Raw genomic sequence first — 16,520 nt, forward strand, 5'->3', positions numbered from 1 at the left:
TTTAAATGGAATGGATAGTACTCGTCCTGATTGGCCTTGCCGCGAGTTCACTTGGCTCACTCATCGGCCTTGGAGGGGGCATTATTGTCGTACCTTCATTGCTCTATTTAGGTACGCTGCCGGGTTTTGACCATATCACGCCACAGGTGGCAGTGGGAACCTCATTGTTTACGATGATTTTTACTGGACTTTCTTCAACCCTTTCTTATATGAAGCATAAGACTATCGACTATAAAAGCGGGTTTATTTTCCTTATAGGAAGTGGGCCCGGAAGCATACTTGGCGCATGGGTCACAGAAAAATTAAATCTGCATTCATTCAGCATTTTTTTCGGACTTTTCATTATTTTCGTTTCTGTTGTTTTGACTCTCAAAAATAAATTAAAGCCGATACCCTACCGAAAAGACAGAGGAATTATTCGTACCTTTACTGATAATTCCGGGAAGATGTTTGAGTACGGATTTAGTCCTGTAATTGGTATTATCATCTCTTTTTTCGTCGGGTTTCTTTCCGGTATATTTGGAGTCGGCGGCGGCTCGTTAATGGTTCCGGCCATGATTTTAATATTCTTTTTCCCGCCGCATGTGGCTGTTGCCACTTCGATGTTCATGATTTTTCCTTCATCAGTACTTAGTTCCATTACCCATATCACTCTTGGGAACGTCCACTGGCTTTATGCCCTTGCCCTTATTCCTGGTGCATGGATTGGCGCGAAAGTTGGAGTATATTTAAATACCAAGCTAAAAAGCAAGACAATCGTATTAATTCTTAGGACCATCCTTATTGTTGTTGGACTGCGGCTAATTTATCAGGGCTTTTTTGGCTAATAGGACCTACTGGCTTCAAAAACCATTTCTATTCAGCCGATGATTAAGCTTCCAGACAGAAGCCAAAAAGGAAGAGTAAGCATGGAAACCATTCATATCTATCATTCCAATGATATACATAGCCATTTTGAACATTGGCCCCGGATACATAGCTTGTTCGAGGAACGGAAGCGGTGGCATAAGGATGCGGGGGATGAGGTGTTCCTCTTCGATATCGGAGACCACATGGACCGCTGGCACCCTTATACGGAGGCAACAATGGGAAAGGGAAATACAGACCTTTTAAATAATGCGGGTTATACGGCAGTGACGATAGGCAATAATGAAGGTATTACGCTCCCGCATGAAGAATTGGATACCCTGTATGAGCATGCAAAATTTGATGTTCTCGCCGCGAATTTGTATCAAGCAGACGGTAATCGTCCCAATTGGCCAAGCCTTTTACTATTTATAAAACAAGAAAAGGCACCCGTATTGGTGTAATTGGTTTAACCGTCAATTTCGGGCTTTTTTATGAATTACTTGGCTGGAGCTTAACCGACCCGTTGACAGAACTAAAAAGAGTAATGGAGCTTTTGAAGGGACAAACAGACGTTATCATTCTTCTTTCCCATTTAGGCATTAACGAGGATGAAAGAATTGCGGAGGAGTTTCCCAAAATTGATGTCATTCTGGGGGGGCATACCCATCATATACTCCATGAAGGAAGATTGGTAAATGAAACCCTTTTGGGCGCAGCCGGAAAGCACGGCCAATATGTTGGGCATATAATGCTCGACGTGTGTCAATCCAAAACCGTAAGGGATAAAAAGGCCATGCTATACGATGTAAATGAATTGCCTGAAAGTGAACACGAGCGAAACGATGCCAATTCCTTGATTGAAATAGGAAAACAGCTGCTTGATGAAAAAGTGGTGACACTTTCAAAGGCCATCCAAAGCGATTACTTTAAAGAATCCGAGCTTCCAAACATGCTGTGTGAAGCACTCAGAGAATGGTGCAATGCGGATTGTGCTTTTTTGAATGCGGGTCTGCTCCTGGGTTCCCTTTCAGGAGAGGTAACAAAATTTGATTTACACAAAGTCTGCCCTCATTTGATCAATCCATGTACGGTTGAATTGACTGGCAGCGAACTTAAAGAAGTGCTTTTACAAGCACGAGATGAAAAATGGCCGCACATGCCGATACTGGGGCTTGGGTTTAGGGGACAAGTGATGGGAAAAATGATATATAACCAGATATCCTTCACTGAAAATGAGCACAAAGTTATGATAAACGGTGTGAATTTACTACCGGAAAAGGTTTATCGCCTTGCCATACCCGATATGTTTACTTTTGGAAAGTTTTTTCCTGAAATCTTACGTGCAAAAAGGAAGCAATATTTTTTGCCAGAACTAATGCGTGATTTACTGCAGTGGAAGTTAATGAAATAGGCAGAATGCCAATACACTTTTTCCTGCCTTATACATAAGTTGTTATGGATAGGAAAGGAGTGCTATAAATGATTGATTTGTACCCTGTTGAAATCAGCGGCAAGACCTTTTTGGCAGTAACTGTTAAGCTTCCAAAAACGACATTGCTGGCGGTTACAGGTGAAAAGGGTTATATCATGTGCGGGGCCCTGGATATAGCACTTTTAAACGAAAAATTAAAGGATCGGGGGATTATCGCAGGTAGGGCTGTCGGGGTTAAAACAATCGATCAGCTGCTAAATGCGCCGCTTGAATCCATTACTATAGAAGCAGAAAAACTTGGAATCCATAATGGGATGCCTGGAAAGGATGCTTTGCTGCTAATGAATTGACAGTTTGCCATGAAGGCAGGCTGTCATTTTTTATAGAAAGTATAAGTAAAGTTTTCAACTTAGAACAGTTTCTAGCTCAAGCGGTAGCGCTTTTCTTATACATATAGTGGAATATTAAGTTGAATTTAGGCGAATGTCGAAAAAAAAGATGAAAAAGGTTACTATATGCAGTTGAAAGTTTTTAAAATTACAGATAATAATATTAATAAAGGTAAAATTGTCGAATTTTGCACTTCATTCCTCTATAAGGGATTTATGGATGGGAGTTTATTATGAGATTAGTTGCAACGGCCTCCGTGGCAAAGGGAGCAATACTTGGAAAAGCCATATACAATGACCGGGGCAAAGTTCTTTTAAATCAAGGAGTAGAACTGGACGAAAAACTCCTGGAGCGTCTTGAGGGTATGGGAATCCATTATATTTATGTGACAGACAGCAAGACGGAGGATATTATCGTTAAAGAGCCTTTGTCTGTTAAAGTTCGCCAGAAAGCGATTCAAACGATTGAGTCGAATTTCACTCAAATACAGGATGAAAGATTTCTGTCTGGTTCAATCGTGCTTGAAAAAGCAACGAAGGATTTTAAAACACTAATTAAGTACATTGTATCTGAAATTAAACAAAACGATGACCTGCTTGTTTTGTTATCTGATATTTTTACATACGACCATTATATTTTCACGCATTCGCTTAATGTAACAATGTATTCTTTAGCGATTGGCCTGCAGTTGAATTTGCCTCCTAAGGATCTTGAAATCCTTGGGCTGGGTGCCATTCTGCATGATGTCGGTAAAATGAAGGTTGATGAACATATTCTATTGAAGCCAGGTCGTTTGACAGAGGATGAGTACGAAGAAATAAAAAAACATGCGGAACAAGGCTATAACATCCTCCGCAAAATCCCAGGACTTCCTCTTATCGTGGCACACTGTGCTTTTCAGCATCATGAAAGGCTGGATGGCTCCGGCTATCCACGCGGAATTCAGGGCAGCGAAATTCACGATTTCGGAAAAATTATTGCCGTAGCTGATGTATTTGATGCAGTTACTTCAAATAGAGTTTATAGAAGGGCAATGCTCCCCCATGAAGGCCTTGAAATTCTTTACGCCGGTTCTGGCAGCTTGTACGAATCCAGCTTAATAGAAGCCTTCAGGCAGGCGGTAGCCATCTATCCTGCAGGGATAACGGTTGAACTTAGTGATGGCCGAAAGGGCGTTGTCAGCAGGCAAAATAAAGGCCTCAGTGACCGTCCTACTGTCAGGATTTTTGGAGATAACGGGACAGAGGTAGAGCCGTATGATTTAGATTTAAAAACGGAGCTTCATATTGTCATAACCGCTTGTGACACAACCTTTAAAAAGAACTAACGTAATTGGGCTAGTTCCCTCCTTTGCAGCATACATATAGCTTGTAGAGGGGGGATTTTTTTTGGCAAAGTTCCGCATACGGAAAATTCAGCGAGGCCCTTGCCTTATCGATATGTTTTTTTACTGACCTTCGTCTTTTTTATTTTTTCTACGGCTGCAGGGCTATGGATCATCAATAAAGGCATTGCCCCTACCCTTATGAGCTATGCTGATTCACAAACCCGAAAAATTGCTTCACTTGTCATCAATAAGGCTGTCATTAAAAAAACGGTTAACGTCAAGGACATAAACAATATATTTGTAGGAATTCCCGATAAAAACGGGAAGTCGTCAGGTTACACGTTGAAGACAGATGTTATTAACAGGGTTCTTGCTGAAACGACGATGGAAGTGCAGAAAAATATAAAAATGGCTGAAAAAGGCGATCTTGCTGCCCTAGGACAATTGACAGAGGTCGATATTGAGACAAATAAGCCAAAAAATTTAGAAGGTATTATATGGTATGTTCCACTTGGCCAGGCTACCAATATTGCTTTGCTGGGAAATTTGGGCCAAAATTCCTGTTAGATTCAATGCCATCGGTGACGTCCATCCGGATGTAAAGACGGAAGTAAAACAAATTGGAATTAACAATGTATGGATTGATATTTCCATTCATTTAGTGGTTTCGATTCAGATTATTACTCCTTTTGCGACAAAAATCACAAAATTAGAACAGACAGTTCCTATAGGCAAGGGATTAATAGAAGGTGATGTTCCGCAATATTACAATGGAGGAGGGAATTCCTCCCCGTCCATTGAACTTCCGGGAAGCGGGAATTAAATCGAATAAAGCAAAGGACTGTCCCGCGGGCAGTCCTTTTCCTTATTTTTTCTTTCTAGCCTTAATCCTTTCCATCCGTTCCCACATTTTCAAATGCGGATATGGGTCAAAGGACCATTCGGTATACCCATTATCCTTATACATTCCATAATGAAGGTGAGGAGGAAATTTGCCGGAGGTTCCGGGCGGACCATAGCCGGAGCTTCCTACCCCGCCTATCAACATTCCTGGTTCGACGATCTGGCCGAGATTTAGATCCTTGGCAAAGCCGCTTAGATGGGCAAAATAATGATACGTATTATTTATATCCCTTATACCGATCCTCCATCCTCCGTATTTATTCCAGCCCTTCATCTCAACAATTCCATACTCGGTAGCCCGAACAGGGACGCCGTAATCGGCAAAAATATCTGTTCCTTCATGAATTCTCCTGCCACCCCAGCCCCGGGCATCCCCCCAGGTATTGTTATAGCTGTGATTGCTTCGAATCGGTACTGGAAATGCATGTTCATCCAGATTGACCCTGCCAAAATGACGATAGATTTTTGCTTTGCCGACTATGATTCCGACCGTTTTATCACGTTTATAATAATCCCATAAAGCAATTTTTATATTATCTTGATTGATTCCGTAAGTAAGAAGGTAGGATGCAAATGTATAGAGGATGTCTTCGTCATCCTTAAGGCTTGCTTTATTATCGCCATTTCCATCTATTCCAATTCCGTTAAAAAAGTGAATGGAGACAGGATTCTCATCCATTGGGTTGGGATTCGTAATTCCAGCCCACTGTTCAGGCCGAAAATAGATGCCTGTAATACCCTCTGGCTTTGGCAAGTCCCTGCGCACCTGGCGGATATTGCGTTCGTATTGATCGACAGCAGCTAAATAATACCAGGGGATTTGAGTCAGTGCTTCCACTTTTTTATAAAGCTCCATTCTTTTCTGATACATATCAGGCTCTCCCGCCCTGACAGGTCCAGTAGGCAGAACCGTAAAAAATAATAAAAAAGCGGTTATTATTAAAATTGCCCGCACAGGAATCCTCCCTTCATATGATGTACAATTAGTTTGTGAGTTCATCGTTCATTTATAATGGTTAATAAATGGTAATGAAAGCTATCCGGCTTGTCGCGGTTGTTTTAGTATGATAAAGTGACAAAAGAAGAATCATCTCGCATTGGTAAAGTGTGATTTTAACGACTGAATGAGGTGGAAAAATTGAGTAAAAAAGAAGAACATCTTAGAAAACCTGAATGGTTAAAAATAAAGCTAAATACGAATGAGCATTATAATGGCTTAAAGAAAATGATGAGGGAAAAAAATCTTCACACGGTTTGTGAAGAAGCACGCTGTCCGAACATTCATGAATGCTGGGCTGTGAGAAGAACAGCTACATTTATGATTTTGGGGGATGTATGTACCCGTGCATGCCGCTTTTGTGCAGTGAAGACTGGGCTTCCGACTGAACTGGACTTAAAAGAGCCGGAAAGAGTGGCGGATTCCGTCCAGTTAATGAATTTAAAACATGCTGTTGTCACAGCAGTTGCAAGAGACGATTTGAAGGATGGCGGTTCTGCTGTATTCGCGGAAACAGTACGGGCTATCCGCAGGAAAAATCCATTAACAAGTATTGAAGTCCTTCCGTCTGATATGGGTGGAGTGGAGGAAAACCTAAGAGTGTTAATGGAAGCTCGTCCGGACATTTTAAACCATAATATCGAAACAGTCCGTCGCTTGACACCGAGAGTCAGAGCCCGTGCTACATACGAACGGTCACTTGAATTTTTAAAACGTGCCAAGGAAATGCAGCCGGACATTCCGACCAAATCCAGCTTAATGATTGGGTTGGGAGAGACTAAAGAAGAAATTCTCCAAACGATGGATGATTTGCGTGCAAATAATGTAGATATTATGACCATTGGCCAATATCTGCAGCCAACCAAAAAGCATATTAAGGTTGAAAAATATTACAGCCCTGCTGAATTTGAAGAATTAAAGCAAATCGCACTGAGTAAAGGATTTAGCCATTGTGAAGCAGGCCGCTTGTCCGTTCTTCGTACCATGCAGACGAACAAGTCAATGCCGCAGCAAAGCATAAATCCATGCTTGCGGAAAAGGAAGTTCAAGAAGCTTAATTAAAAAAGAGTTCAGCTAATGATTAAATGCTGAACTCTTTTTTTATTACTTCATATTTCTCTTCACATCATCAGGAGTTTCGCCATTTTCATTTTCGTTAGAATTAATCCGGTCTCCCTGAGGGTAGCTTTTCATTTCAACGATTACATTTTGTATCAGGTGACGTGCCTCTCTGCTTGTCGAGTTCAGATGGGAGAGGTTTTCCACTTCCTTCATCAGCCTTTTATCATCCGAAACATAAACATGATAGTAACGCGGAACAGCAGACATGCCTGTTTTTTTCACCTGGTCAGCCGTCAATTTGCGATTTTTGGAGTCCGTCTGGTAAGCAATCAGAACCTCCTGGTCAGTCACAAGTGTAGCCACATCATTGACATTTGGCAGATCGGTACTGTATTTGCTGATCATATTGGCAAGCTTTTCTCGGTCAAGAGTATCTTCATTGCCATTGGAACTCCTGTCACCCATCACCGGACTTTTTTGGTGGCGGACATATCCAAAATCATTCCGCATATTGCGAACGCCCATATCTTTTTTCTCGTTGTATAGCTCATTCCTTTTATTGTTTACATTGATGGTATTGCCGCTTTCATGATACACATCCCGGTCCTGCCTTGAACAGCCGAGAACAGTAGAAAGGCAGAAAGCTCCGAGGATTAAAAGTATTTTTTTCAATGTGTTTTCACCCCCTGTTAATAGGGTTGCCAGTTGCAAGATTTTTTCACTTAGAAATTGATGGTGAATCGGTTATAATGGAATAAACAAGAGCTGGAAAATTGAGGTGAGAAGATGATTACAATTAATAATACAGTGTATGAAATTCTAGAAGAGCATAGAAACGCGTTCAATGAAGAAGCCTTGAAAGCGCGTTTTAGCGATATATTATCGCGATATGACTATATTGTCGGGGATTGGGGCTATGGCCAGCTTCGCTTGAGGGGCTTTTTCGATGATCAAAACCAAAAAGCATCCTTTGATACAAAAATTAGCACATTGAGCGAATATTTATATGAGTACTGCAATTTTGGATGTGCTTATTTTGTTTTGAAAAAGGTTAAAAAATAATAGAAAGGGCCAGAATCTGTTACAGATTCCTGGCCTTTTCAACCTTCCTTATGTGTTTGTGTAAGGAAGTTCTTCATTTTTATCCGGGTCGTCATGTGTTGGATGGGCTCCATCCATTTGCCTCGGCAAATTTTGATGCAAGGATTTAAACTCGTAATTATAAGCGCTGTGATAGCGCTGGCCTTCTCTCCAGGGGGTGCTTTTATTTTCGACAGGTTTGTTTTTTCTAATGGGAGAGCCATATGGGCCTTCAGGCAGCGTTTCCACGGCAAGGAAATTTTTTTGAGTTTCTACATTTGAAAAATCAGTGTAAGACTTCGTCTCTTTATCGGCCATGCTTTCACTCCTATTGCCATTTTTATTAGTATGGCTATAGAAGAAAAAATCATGAAACCTTAAACGAGTTCTGTTAAAAATGACCGAAGTTCTTCGGCTTCCTGTTCTTCTAAATTGAAAACATGCTCAAGATAGCCTTCTTCCTGCAAGTCATCCTGCCCAATAATGGCAAAACGGCTTCCTTGCATGTCAAGAACGAGGCTTTTTCCGTAATGGCGGTCCGTTTGGACGATTGCCAGATCAAAGCGCTGATTTTCGCCTAAAAAACTGACAAATCGCGTTTTTGTTACTTCTTTTTCATCATATAAAAAGAAACGTTCACTCATGGTTAAACTCCTTTGATTATGTATTTTTACTTTGATAAGGCAAAGATTCGTTTCTATCTTACCAAAATAATTCAGAAATGGGCAGTCAGACTTTCGACCATTATTTTGTAAATACTTCATATACAGGAAAAAAATACAGAAACCCCGTATTTATGGTACAATGGACTTATAGAATGTATGCTGACTTCTGAGAGGAATGAAAAGAATGGTCCGCCGTTATAGGGAAAAAGCCCGGAGATTAATGCAATGGGGAAAAATCGTTATGCCTCTTTCATCCATGCGTTTTTATCCTCCGCAATTTATCTTAAGAGATCCAGTTGTCGAAGGAATAAGAACAGCATTAAAAGAAGGATTTGAAGTTGCAGTTATTGTCTTTAATATGAAAGACAATAAAGATCTGGCTGATTTGCTCGGACAATTCCACTTTCAACCATTTATGAAACGTGTTAAAAAGTACTTCCGTTTTGTGATTGAAACAGAGATGGACAAGGAAGATGTCATTACCCTTCACGACTTTTATGGGGATGGCTTAACGCTGTCGATAAGAGTGGACCATGAACGAAATTCGATTTCAGAAATTGATGCTTTAATGAAAAAAATTACACATGAGGTTGAACAGCATTTACATATAGATTATCCTAGCGTTTCACCCTCTTTTGAAACAGGCTTTATGTTTGTTGAGAGAAAACATTATTCCATTCGGGAAGCCGTGTTAAAAGCGCAGCAGCAGGCAATGGCAATGGCTGAGAAACGCGTCGATTCTGAGTTTAACGAGATGCTTTATACAATGAGCAGAATAGTTACGGAAAAGGATATAAAACTGTTGGCTCAGCCAATAATAGATGTAGCAACAAATGAAGTAAGGGCATGGGAAATGCTGTCACGAGGGCCAGCCGGTACGGTGCTCGAAAATCCACTTCCCCTTTTTTCTGTGGCAAGGCAGACAGGGCTTTTATATGACCTGGAAATGATCGTCCTGGAAAAAACACTGAAGCAAATAAAATCGCTGGAGTTCAAGCAGGATATTTTTATTAATTTTACTCCTTTGACTCTGGGGAATATGAAATTTATCCGTGATGTAAAAAAGCTAATGGAGAAATATAAAAATATTTCCCCGAAGCAAATCACATTTGAAATTACTGAACGCGATTCAATCGAAGGAATGAAGGATTTCATATATAATATTAAAGTATTGCGCCTAATGGGATTCAGGCTCGCGGTAGACGATACAGGTGCAGGATATGCCAGCCTGAATACGATTAGTGAAATCATGCCGGATATAATAAAGATTGACCGGTCGGTGATCCAGAATATTGATAAAAATTCCGTTAAGGAGTCCATGCTGAGAGGGCTATTGCTTGTAGCCAGGGAAGCGGGTTCATTAGTGGTTGCGGAAGGAATCGAAAGCCAGGAGGAGGCTTCGGTACTGACGCGCAATAAGGTGGATCTGGCACAGGGTTATTTTTATGCCCGTCCGGCCGCGCTGGTTAAGAGCCTCGCAACTTAGATTTAAAGCAAAGGATGTGGTTGTGTGTACTTTGTGGACCGTCAGAAGATTGAAGAGACATTAATGTATTTAGAATCGTTAATTGCTCTTTTTTTAGAGCAAAAGAATTGGACAGCCCCGCTTGAAAAAGCAGCATTGGAACGGCTGAGCCATATGATGATTGAATCGGTGCTAGACGTAGGAAATATGATGATTGATGGCTTCATTATGCGTGATCCTGGCAGTTATGACGATATTGTCGATATTTTAATGGATGAAAAGGTTGTTTCCGAAAAAGCCGGCGTGAGTTTAAAAAATTTGATTCAATACCGAAAAATGCTTGTGCAATCCTATACTGAGATTGATCATAAGGAATTGGCCGTTGAATTCAAAAATAATATTCAGCAGCTTTCTGATTTCTCCGATAGTGTACGGGTATACCTCACAAATGAACTAGGACAGGTAACAGCATTTAAAAATTAGTAAAACAGACCTCTTCGGCAGGTCTTTTTTCTTTTGAGAAGTTAAGTTACAAATGAAATCGGGAAGAATATAGGCAGGAGTGATGGAGTATGAACAAATATAAAGGTTATTTAATTGATTTAGATGGAACAATGTACAAAGGAACTGAGCGTATTGAAGCAGCATCAGATTTTGTGAAAAAATTACAGCAAAAGGATATTCCATATTTATTTGTCACGAACAATTCATCAAGGACACCTGCCCAGGTGGCAGAAAAGCTTAGGGAATTTGATATCCCGGCTAAAGAAGATCAGGTCTTTACAACAAGCCAGGCGACAGCAAATTATATTTACAGCAGAAAAAAGGATGCAAGCGTTTATGTTATTGGTGAAGAGGGGATCAGGACCGCTTTAGAGGAGAAAGGATTTCGTTTTGCCGGTGAGGATGCAGATTTTGTCGTGACGGGAATTGACCGCTCGATCAACTATGAAAAACTGGCAACTGCCTGTCTAGCCGTACGGAATGGTGCTGTATTTATTTCTACAAACGGTGATATCGCGATTCCGACGGAAAGAGGTTTGCTGCCCGGGAATGGGTCTCTAACATCAGTAGTAACGGTTTCTACCCAAACGCAGCCCATTTTTATCGGAAAGCCTGAATCGGTTATTATGGATCAGGCATTAAAGGTACTGGGTACTGCAAAGGAAGAAACAATAATGGTCGGCGACTATTACGATACAGATATTATGGCAGGAATTAATGCAGGAATGGACACTCTGCTCGTCCATACTGGTGTAACCACGAAGGAATTGCTTGGCGGGTACGACATTCAGCCAACCTATTCGATTGATTCCCTCGATCATTGGGAACCTTAATAGCAAAACCGGGCAAATTGCCCGGTTTTTGTTTTTGTCTAGGAAATAATAAAATTAATTGAAGTGGAAACTTCTACCAAGTTGTATTAATCTAGCTCCAGCGCCCAGCCCCTCGGGGTCATAAGCCAAATCACTTCAGAAATCAGGATTTCCTGCGTGATTCGTCTTATGCCTGTTGGGGCTAACCAGGGCGCTTGCGCCTTTTGTTTCTCTATTCGACGTGTGCTGCACGGTGTGCCAGCCTGCTTGATGCTGCTGCAGCAATGGCACCGACAATATCATCCAAAAAGGTATGGCATTCTCCGGTAGACTTGTCATTCAGAAGCCTGAGGATACCCGGCTTTTGCTTATCAATATATCCGTAATTCGTAAATCCAATAGAACCATAAACATTTACGATAGAGAAGGCGAGAATCTCATCTACACCGTAAAGACTCTCATCGCTTTTGATTATGGATTGAAGAGGCTCCTCAAGCATCCCTTTTTCAGCCAGCATATCCAGTTGGATGCCAGTAATGATGGCATTTTGGACTTCCCGTTTTGAAATGACACGTTCCACATTCGACAAACAATCTTCTATTTTTAAATTTTCATGGTATTGCTGCTGGAGGAAGTAAACAAGATCAGCAATATCCTGTATTTTTACTCCTCTTTCTTTAAGCCATTTACGGGCGGTTTGTTCGGTCAAATCCATTTTCTTATCCTCAGCCATATTTTAATCACCTTTTCTTTAGATTTTCCCAATATATATACCCTTTTTCCTTAAAGTATGCTTCTCCGGCCAGAAAGAGAATCATGGATGACAATACTTTTTCATCTTTTCCTCTATTGCTATTCTTATTCTTTTAAGGCAACAAGTTTCCCGATTTCATACATATATATGACTTAAGAAGAAAGTTATAAAAGAGGTGTGAGAATGCTTCAGAAACTGCTTGAAAAAGAGTACGGGGTGAAGGTGCAGGAATATGTGAAGGTTGATGCTTATGATGCCCTTAGAGGTAATGGTTGGCTTTACTTAATTGCAAGGCCGGGCTGGCCGCGAGGAAGAGGAAGTGGCTGAACTCCAAAAAATAACGGAGCATTTACAAAGCTATGGAGACAATCATGTCCCTTATTTTCTAACGACTACCTCTGGGAAAATTTTAACAAAGTGGGAGGATAATCAGTATTGCGTTTTGGCCAGCAGGCAGGAGGAGATACCCCCTCCTAAACAAAAGCTTGGGCGGAAGCTGGCAAAATTCCATGAGAGAGGACGAAAGGTGCCCTTTCAGGTGGAGAGGTCGAGCAGGATCGGAAAGTGGAAGGAATTATGGGAAAAGCGTTTGGAACAAATGGAGAAGGTTTGGAACGGAATGCTCTTCCAAACGCCTGAAGACGATTTTGAGAGGCTGTTCATTGAAACTTTCCCTTATTATATGGGGATGACAGAAAATGCTATTCAGTATCTTGTGGACACAGAAATCGATGAAAACCCGGCTGATACCGACAACGGTACTGTTTGCCATGAACGGTTTTCATCCACCTCATGGGGCAGGCATTATTTGATTAAAAATCCTTTTGATTGGGTATTTGACCACCGCAGCAGGGACCTGGCAGAATGGACGAGGGAACGCTACTTTCATAATATCCAAACCTATCACCGGGAAGTAAAGGAATTTTATGATGATTACCAAGGAATTTCGCCATTATCAGCCTTTTCCTGGCGGCTCCTTTATTCAAGGATTTTATTTCCTCTTCATTACTTTAATTGTATAGAAAGCTATTATATTACCCGCTCGGAACAGGATAAAAAATTGCTTGAAGAGAAGCTGCAAAAGATTTTAAATCAATCCAGGGAATATGAGCAATTTTTAAATGGATTCTATCAGCTGGCAGGTGCGCCGGTCAACAAATTAAAGTTGCCCTTGCTGGAATGGCTGGCAAAATAATTTTGAGAATCAGATTGCAGTTCATAGTCCTTGTCTTTGTCTTTGTCCACTATGCTAAAATTACAATAAGCTTATAATGGACAAAGGAAGGCGATTAACACATGAAACCATACATCTACATTACGAGAAAGCTTCCTAGCGAAGTAGCAGAAGCAATTCAAGCGAAATATGAAGTCGGCATGTGGGGAAAAGAAAATATTCCAGTTCCAAAGGCGTTGCTCATTGAAGAGGCAAAGAAAGCGGATGCGCTTTTAACCATGCTGTCTGATCCAATTGACGAAAGTGTTTTAAATGCTGGTGACAGGCTGAAGGTTGTCGCAAATCTTGCAGTCGGCTTTGATAATATCGATTTGAAAACTGCTGACAAAAGAGGTATTGCAGTTTGCAATACTCCTGATGTATTGACGGATACCACTGCTGATTTAACATTTGCATTGCTGATGGCAACCGCCCGCCGAATTGTGGAAGCGTCTGAGCTGGTCAGGCAAGGGAAATGGAAGAGCTGGAGCCCGCTCCTTTTGGCAGGCCATGATGTCCACCATAAAACAATCGGGATAGTAGGGATGGGAAAAATAGGTGAAACCGTCGCAAAGCGCGCCACAGGTTTCGATATGGAAATCCTCTATCATAATCGATCAAGAAAACTGGAAGCAGAGAGAAATCTGGGTGCGGTTTATAGCACGTTTGAGGAGCTTGTTTCGCAGTCAGATTTTATTGTTTGCTTAACACCGCTGACAGACTCGACTAAAAATCTGTTTTCGCGTGAGGTTTTCAGAAAAATGAAGAAGTCTGCGATTTTTATTAATGCGTCACGAGGGCCGGTTATTGATGAAACCGCATTATATGAAGCTCTTGTGGATAAAGAGATTGCGGGAGCAGGCCTGGATGTGTTCGAAAAAGAACCCATTTCAGCGGATCATCCTCTATTAAAGCTTCCTAACGTGGTCGCCCTTCCGCATATTGGCAGTTCCAGCATCGAGACAAGGATGACGATGATGAGGCTTTGCCTGGATAATATAGATGCAGTTCTATCCGGTAAGGATCCTCTTACAGTTGTAAATAAAGAATGGAAAGTGCGTGTCTGAAATAAATAAGCGATGGCCCAAGGGACCATCGCTTTTCTATCGTCGACTTTCTAATTAAAAAACCTGTTCAACCTCAACAACGCCAGGAACTTCTTCTAAAAGAGCGCGTTCGATACCGGCTTTTAATGTGATGGTCGAGCTTGGGCAGCTGCCGCATGCTCCAAGAAGACGGAGTTTTACGATACCTTCATCAACATCTACTAATTCGCAGTCTCCACCGTCCCTAAGAAGGAATGGGCGTAATTTATCTAAAACTTCCTGAACTTGAGCTTTCATTTCTTGTTCTGTCATGTTAAAAATCGACTCCTTTCATACTAACTATTATAATGTCATCCAGCTTAAAAATCCATTATCTGAAAAAGGAAATCTCAAATTTGAATTAAATTCTTAGATTTTTATTGAACAAATATTATAAAATAAAAGAAAAAACAAGGATGGCTTATTATGACCAATCAGGTAATCGAAATTATTGTGTATGGGGCAGACCAGTTATGCCCGAGCTGTGTAAATTTGCCGTCATCAAAAGAAACGTTTGAATGGCTAGAGGCGGCTGTTGGCAGGAAATTTGCAGATCAACCGTTCATCATCACCTATGTGGATATTCATAACCCTCCTGAAGAAGAAGGAAAAAAGCACTTTGCAGCAAGAGTAATTGAGGAAGATATGTTTTATCCAGTGGTTTTGATTGGAAATAAAATAGTCGGGGAGGGCAATCCCCGACTGAAAACCATTTTTGCAGAACTGGAAAAGCATGGCTACCAATCCATCTAAAAAAAGCAGCATTCCAAATTGGAATGCTGCTTTTTTCTAAGCTCACCAATCGGCGAGGTTTCTTTAGCTAATCAGAATTTATATCCATAAATTCTAAACGCATAAGAAAAACTATGGTATTCGCCTAATGACTTGGCGATTGCCAAGTTTTTCTTATATCATCCATTATGATATTTATACATCCAAAGAATTCCAGATTTAATCAAACGGGCGACGCGGCCTGTAATGGCACGGTCGGCCATCATTCCGAACCCTTCCTTCTTTCCAAGAGAACCGAGAACGCCTTTTAGTTTGATAGCCGGGAAGAATGGCGGAAGCTGCTCACCCTTCCAGCGCTTTTTAAATACTTCCACGATTTGCTCTGCCTGGCCTTCAGCAAGCTGGGCACTTGGGGCATGAGGAAGGCTCGCACAGTCTCCGACCACAAACACATGCTCATTTCCAGGCAAATGGTGATGTGGAGTAACAGTCAGACGTCCAAGCTTGTCTTTTTCAACGTCTATGTCACGGACAATCCTATTAGCCTGTATACCGGCTGTCCAGACGATTACATCGCAATGGACGGGTACATCATGATTGTAGAGCAGTTTCTCCTCTACCTTTGTTATGTTGGAATTATTTACTATTTCGATATTATGTTTATCAAACCAATTTTCAACATATTTGCTGAGTCGGTCAGGGAAATCGGATAAAATATGATCTCCTCTATCAAATAGCTTTACATTCAAGTCTGAACGGCTTTCACTTAGTTCACTTGCAAGCTCTACTCCGCTCAGGCCAGCGCCGACAATGCCTACGACGGAACCCGGTGGGAGGTTATTCAGGATAGAGTAAGTAGCACGGGATTTTTCAATGCTTTGAATGCTGTAAGTGAATTCATCTGCACCAGGAACATTATGATATTTGTCTTCACAGCCAAGGCCAATAATTAAGTCATCATAACAAAGCGCTTCCTCATCTTTAAGTAAAACCTTATTTTCTTCGAGGTTTATGCCAGTGACTTCACCGTATTTAACCTTAAGCTGAGGGTGTTCAGGAAAGGAAACGCGGACATGGCGGTCAGAAATCGTGCCCGCTGCCAATGCGTAATATTCTGTTTTTAAACAGTGGTATGGTACCCGGTCAACCAGGGTAATATACACATCATCAGGTAGATGATCAGGCAGAAGTTCGTTGAGGATTTTCATTCCGCCATAGCCACCGCCTAGAATTACAAGGTTCTTCATAGT

The 16,520-nt window shown here is 41.2% G+C and carries 22 protein-coding genes and 1 pseudogene; 16 read left to right on the forward strand and 7 right to left on the reverse strand.

Going from position 1 to position 16,520, the window contains the following annotated elements; translation table 11 throughout:
• Positions 1 to 5: 5 nt before the first annotated feature.
• The 7 genes from RCG23_RS15865 (at position 6) to RCG23_RS15895 (ending at position 4,821) form a co-directional block, all read left to right on the forward strand.
• Positions 6 to 827: a sulfite exporter TauE/SafE family protein gene (locus RCG23_RS15865; RefSeq protein ID WP_308176507.1), complete on the forward strand. Its 822-nt coding sequence runs from the start codon at positions 6 to 8 to the stop codon at positions 825 to 827.
• Between the two features lie 81 nt (positions 828 to 908).
• Positions 909 to 1,310 (forward strand): bifunctional UDP-sugar hydrolase/5'-nucleotidase, encoded by a 402-nt coding sequence (locus RCG23_RS15870; protein ID WP_308176508.1) that lies wholly within the window; start codon positions 909 to 911, stop codon positions 1,308 to 1,310.
• On the forward strand, positions 1,256 to 2,260 hold the full coding sequence (locus RCG23_RS15875; RefSeq protein ID WP_308176509.1) for a bifunctional metallophosphatase/5'-nucleotidase: 1,005 nt from the start codon (positions 1,256 to 1,258) through the stop codon (positions 2,258 to 2,260). The genes RCG23_RS15870 and RCG23_RS15875 overlap by 55 nt, the downstream gene beginning before the upstream one ends.
• 68 nt (positions 2,261 to 2,328) lie before the next feature.
• Positions 2,329 to 2,631, forward strand: coding sequence for a YunC family protein (locus tag RCG23_RS15880; RefSeq protein WP_308176510.1), 303 nt, complete (start codon positions 2,329 to 2,331; stop codon positions 2,629 to 2,631).
• Between the two features lie 272 nt (positions 2,632 to 2,903).
• Positions 2,904 to 3,998 carry an HD-GYP domain-containing protein gene (locus RCG23_RS15885; RefSeq protein ID WP_308176511.1) on the forward strand — a complete coding sequence of 365 codons (1,095 nt, stop codon included), beginning with the start codon at positions 2,904 to 2,906 and terminating at the stop codon, positions 3,996 to 3,998.
• A 99-nt stretch (positions 3,999 to 4,097) separates the two neighbouring features.
• A complete protein-coding gene (locus RCG23_RS15890) occupies positions 4,098 to 4,565 on the forward strand; it encodes a hypothetical protein (RefSeq protein WP_308176512.1) in 468 nt (155 codons plus the stop codon).
• The gene (locus RCG23_RS15895) at positions 4,528 to 4,821 is read left to right on the forward strand and encodes a sporulation protein YunB (RefSeq protein WP_308176513.1); all 294 of its coding nucleotides are present in this window, start codon (positions 4,528 to 4,530) and stop codon (positions 4,819 to 4,821) included. Before RCG23_RS15890 ends, RCG23_RS15895 begins: the two co-directional genes overlap by 38 nt.
• A gap of 42 nt (positions 4,822 to 4,863) precedes the next feature.
• On the opposite strand, the gene RCG23_RS15900 is transcribed toward RCG23_RS15895, so the two are convergent.
• Complete coding sequence (locus RCG23_RS15900; RefSeq protein WP_374049763.1) at positions 4,864 to 5,856, reverse strand: M23 family metallopeptidase; 993 nt, start codon at positions 5,854 to 5,856, stop codon at positions 4,864 to 4,866.
• Positions 5,857 to 6,039: 183 nt separating this feature from the next.
• Between RCG23_RS15900 and lipA the strand changes: the two are divergent.
• Positions 6,040 to 6,956 (forward strand): annotated as a pseudogene (lipA, locus tag RCG23_RS15905) (lipoyl synthase).
• 46 nt (positions 6,957 to 7,002) lie between these two features.
• Here lipA and RCG23_RS15910 read toward each other — a convergent pair.
• On the reverse strand, positions 7,003 to 7,632 hold the full coding sequence (locus RCG23_RS15910) for a YhcN/YlaJ family sporulation lipoprotein (RefSeq protein WP_308176514.1): 630 nt from the start codon (positions 7,630 to 7,632) through the stop codon (positions 7,003 to 7,005).
• A gap of 114 nt (positions 7,633 to 7,746) precedes the next feature.
• Here RCG23_RS15910 and RCG23_RS15915 point away from each other — a divergent pair, with 114 nt between their 5' ends.
• Complete coding sequence (locus RCG23_RS15915; RefSeq protein ID WP_308176515.1) at positions 7,747 to 8,022, forward strand: YutD family protein; 276 nt, start codon at positions 7,747 to 7,749, stop codon at positions 8,020 to 8,022.
• A 48-nt stretch (positions 8,023 to 8,070) separates the two neighbouring features.
• Here the strand turns inward: RCG23_RS15915 and RCG23_RS15920 are convergent, their stop codons facing one another.
• Together RCG23_RS15920 and RCG23_RS15925 are read right to left on the reverse strand one after the other, a co-directional pair.
• Positions 8,071 to 8,358: a cytosolic protein gene (locus tag RCG23_RS15920; RefSeq protein WP_308176516.1), complete on the reverse strand. Its 288-nt coding sequence runs from the start codon at positions 8,356 to 8,358 to the stop codon at positions 8,071 to 8,073.
• A 59-nt stretch (positions 8,359 to 8,417) separates the two neighbouring features.
• A complete protein-coding gene (locus RCG23_RS15925) occupies positions 8,418 to 8,684 on the reverse strand; it encodes a DUF3055 domain-containing protein (protein WP_308176517.1) in 267 nt (88 codons plus the stop codon).
• A 196-nt stretch (positions 8,685 to 8,880) separates the two neighbouring features.
• Here RCG23_RS15925 and RCG23_RS15930 point away from each other — a divergent pair, with 196 nt between their 5' ends.
• The 3 genes from RCG23_RS15930 to RCG23_RS15940 all read left to right on the forward strand — a co-directional run bounded on the left by RCG23_RS15930 (position 8,881) and on the right by RCG23_RS15940 (position 11,507).
• The gene (locus RCG23_RS15930; RefSeq protein ID WP_308176518.1) at positions 8,881 to 10,191 is read left to right on the forward strand and encodes an EAL domain-containing protein; all 1,311 of its coding nucleotides are present in this window, start codon (positions 8,881 to 8,883) and stop codon (positions 10,189 to 10,191) included.
• Between the two features lie 24 nt (positions 10,192 to 10,215).
• Positions 10,216 to 10,653, forward strand: coding sequence for a DUF86 domain-containing protein (locus RCG23_RS15935; RefSeq protein ID WP_308176519.1), 438 nt, complete (start codon positions 10,216 to 10,218; stop codon positions 10,651 to 10,653).
• An 89-nt stretch (positions 10,654 to 10,742) separates the two neighbouring features.
• Positions 10,743 to 11,507: a TIGR01457 family HAD-type hydrolase gene (locus tag RCG23_RS15940; protein ID WP_308176520.1), complete on the forward strand. Its 765-nt coding sequence runs from the start codon at positions 10,743 to 10,745 to the stop codon at positions 11,505 to 11,507.
• 211 nt (positions 11,508 to 11,718) lie between these two features.
• Here the strand turns inward: RCG23_RS15940 and RCG23_RS15945 are convergent, their stop codons facing one another.
• Positions 11,719 to 12,219 carry a phosphatidylglycerophosphatase A family protein gene (locus tag RCG23_RS15945; protein ID WP_308176521.1) on the reverse strand — a complete coding sequence of 167 codons (501 nt, stop codon included), beginning with the start codon at positions 12,217 to 12,219 and terminating at the stop codon, positions 11,719 to 11,721.
• 204 nt (positions 12,220 to 12,423) lie between these two features.
• Here RCG23_RS15945 and RCG23_RS15950 point away from each other — a divergent pair, with 204 nt between their 5' ends.
• The 3 genes from RCG23_RS15950 to RCG23_RS15960 all read left to right on the forward strand — a co-directional run bounded on the left by RCG23_RS15950 (position 12,424) and on the right by RCG23_RS15960 (position 14,520).
• Positions 12,424 to 12,567 (forward strand): hypothetical protein, encoded by a 144-nt coding sequence (locus tag RCG23_RS15950; RefSeq protein ID WP_308176522.1) that lies wholly within the window; start codon positions 12,424 to 12,426, stop codon positions 12,565 to 12,567.
• The gene (gene yutH, locus RCG23_RS15955) at positions 12,560 to 13,435 is read left to right on the forward strand and encodes a spore coat putative kinase YutH (protein WP_308176523.1); all 876 of its coding nucleotides are present in this window, start codon (positions 12,560 to 12,562) and stop codon (positions 13,433 to 13,435) included. The genes RCG23_RS15950 and yutH overlap by 8 nt, the downstream gene beginning before the upstream one ends.
• Before the next feature lie 101 nt (positions 13,436 to 13,536).
• The gene (locus tag RCG23_RS15960) at positions 13,537 to 14,520 is read left to right on the forward strand and encodes a 2-hydroxyacid dehydrogenase (RefSeq protein ID WP_308176524.1); all 984 of its coding nucleotides are present in this window, start codon (positions 13,537 to 13,539) and stop codon (positions 14,518 to 14,520) included.
• A gap of 54 nt (positions 14,521 to 14,574) precedes the next feature.
• Here the strand turns inward: RCG23_RS15960 and RCG23_RS15965 are convergent, their stop codons facing one another.
• Positions 14,575 to 14,811 (reverse strand): NifU family protein, encoded by a 237-nt coding sequence (locus RCG23_RS15965; RefSeq protein WP_308176525.1) that lies wholly within the window; start codon positions 14,809 to 14,811, stop codon positions 14,575 to 14,577.
• 153 nt (positions 14,812 to 14,964) lie between these two features.
• On the opposite strand from RCG23_RS15965, the gene RCG23_RS15970 reads away from it, so the two are divergent.
• Positions 14,965 to 15,291, forward strand: coding sequence for a YuzD family protein (locus RCG23_RS15970; protein ID WP_308176526.1), 327 nt, complete (start codon positions 14,965 to 14,967; stop codon positions 15,289 to 15,291).
• A 158-nt stretch (positions 15,292 to 15,449) separates the two neighbouring features.
• Here the strand turns inward: RCG23_RS15970 and RCG23_RS15975 are convergent, their stop codons facing one another.
• Positions 15,450 to 16,517, reverse strand: coding sequence for an NAD(P)/FAD-dependent oxidoreductase (locus RCG23_RS15975; protein WP_308176527.1), 1,068 nt, complete (start codon positions 16,515 to 16,517; stop codon positions 15,450 to 15,452).
• Positions 16,518 to 16,520: the final 3 nt, after the last annotated feature.

Origin of the sequence: Neobacillus sp. PS3-34 (assembly GCF_030915465.1) — a bacterium.
GTDB lineage: Bacteria > Bacillota > Bacilli > Bacillales > Cytobacillaceae > Neobacillus_A.

Coding starts and splice junctions, on each gene's coding strand:
- RCG23_RS15965 (WP_308176525.1), bottom strand. CDS start 14,811: ATGACAGAACAAGAAATGAAAGCTCAAGTTCAGGAAGTTTTAGATAAA.
- RCG23_RS15920 (WP_308176516.1), bottom strand. CDS start 8,358: ATGGCCGATAAAGAGACGAAGTCTTACACTGATTTTTCAAATGTAGAA.
- RCG23_RS15970 (WP_308176526.1), top strand. CDS start 14,965: ATGACCAATCAGGTAATCGAAATTATTGTGTATGGGGCAGACCAGTTA.
- RCG23_RS15880 (WP_308176510.1), top strand. CDS start 2,329: ATGATTGATTTGTACCCTGTTGAAATCAGCGGCAAGACCTTTTTGGCA.
- RCG23_RS15945 (WP_308176521.1), bottom strand. CDS start 12,219: ATGGCTGAGGATAAGAAAATGGATTTGACCGAACAAACCGCCCGTAAA.
- RCG23_RS15975 (WP_308176527.1), bottom strand. CDS start 16,517: ATGAAGAACCTTGTAATTCTAGGCGGTGGCTATGGCGGAATGAAAATC.
- RCG23_RS15950 (WP_308176522.1), top strand. CDS start 12,424: ATGCTTCAGAAACTGCTTGAAAAAGAGTACGGGGTGAAGGTGCAGGAA.
- RCG23_RS15885 (WP_308176511.1), top strand. CDS start 2,904: ATGAGATTAGTTGCAACGGCCTCCGTGGCAAAGGGAGCAATACTTGGA.
- RCG23_RS15870 (WP_308176508.1), top strand. CDS start 909: ATGGAAACCATTCATATCTATCATTCCAATGATATACATAGCCATTTT.
- RCG23_RS15960 (WP_308176524.1), top strand. CDS start 13,537: ATGAAACCATACATCTACATTACGAGAAAGCTTCCTAGCGAAGTAGCA.
- RCG23_RS15865 (WP_308176507.1), top strand. CDS start 6: ATGGAATGGATAGTACTCGTCCTGATTGGCCTTGCCGCGAGTTCACTT.
- RCG23_RS15930 (WP_308176518.1), top strand. CDS start 8,881: ATGAAAAGAATGGTCCGCCGTTATAGGGAAAAAGCCCGGAGATTAATG.
- RCG23_RS15915 (WP_308176515.1), top strand. CDS start 7,747: ATGATTACAATTAATAATACAGTGTATGAAATTCTAGAAGAGCATAGA.
- RCG23_RS15925 (WP_308176517.1), bottom strand. CDS start 8,684: ATGAGTGAACGTTTCTTTTTATATGATGAAAAAGAAGTAACAAAAACG.
- RCG23_RS15940 (WP_308176520.1), top strand. CDS start 10,743: ATGAACAAATATAAAGGTTATTTAATTGATTTAGATGGAACAATGTAC.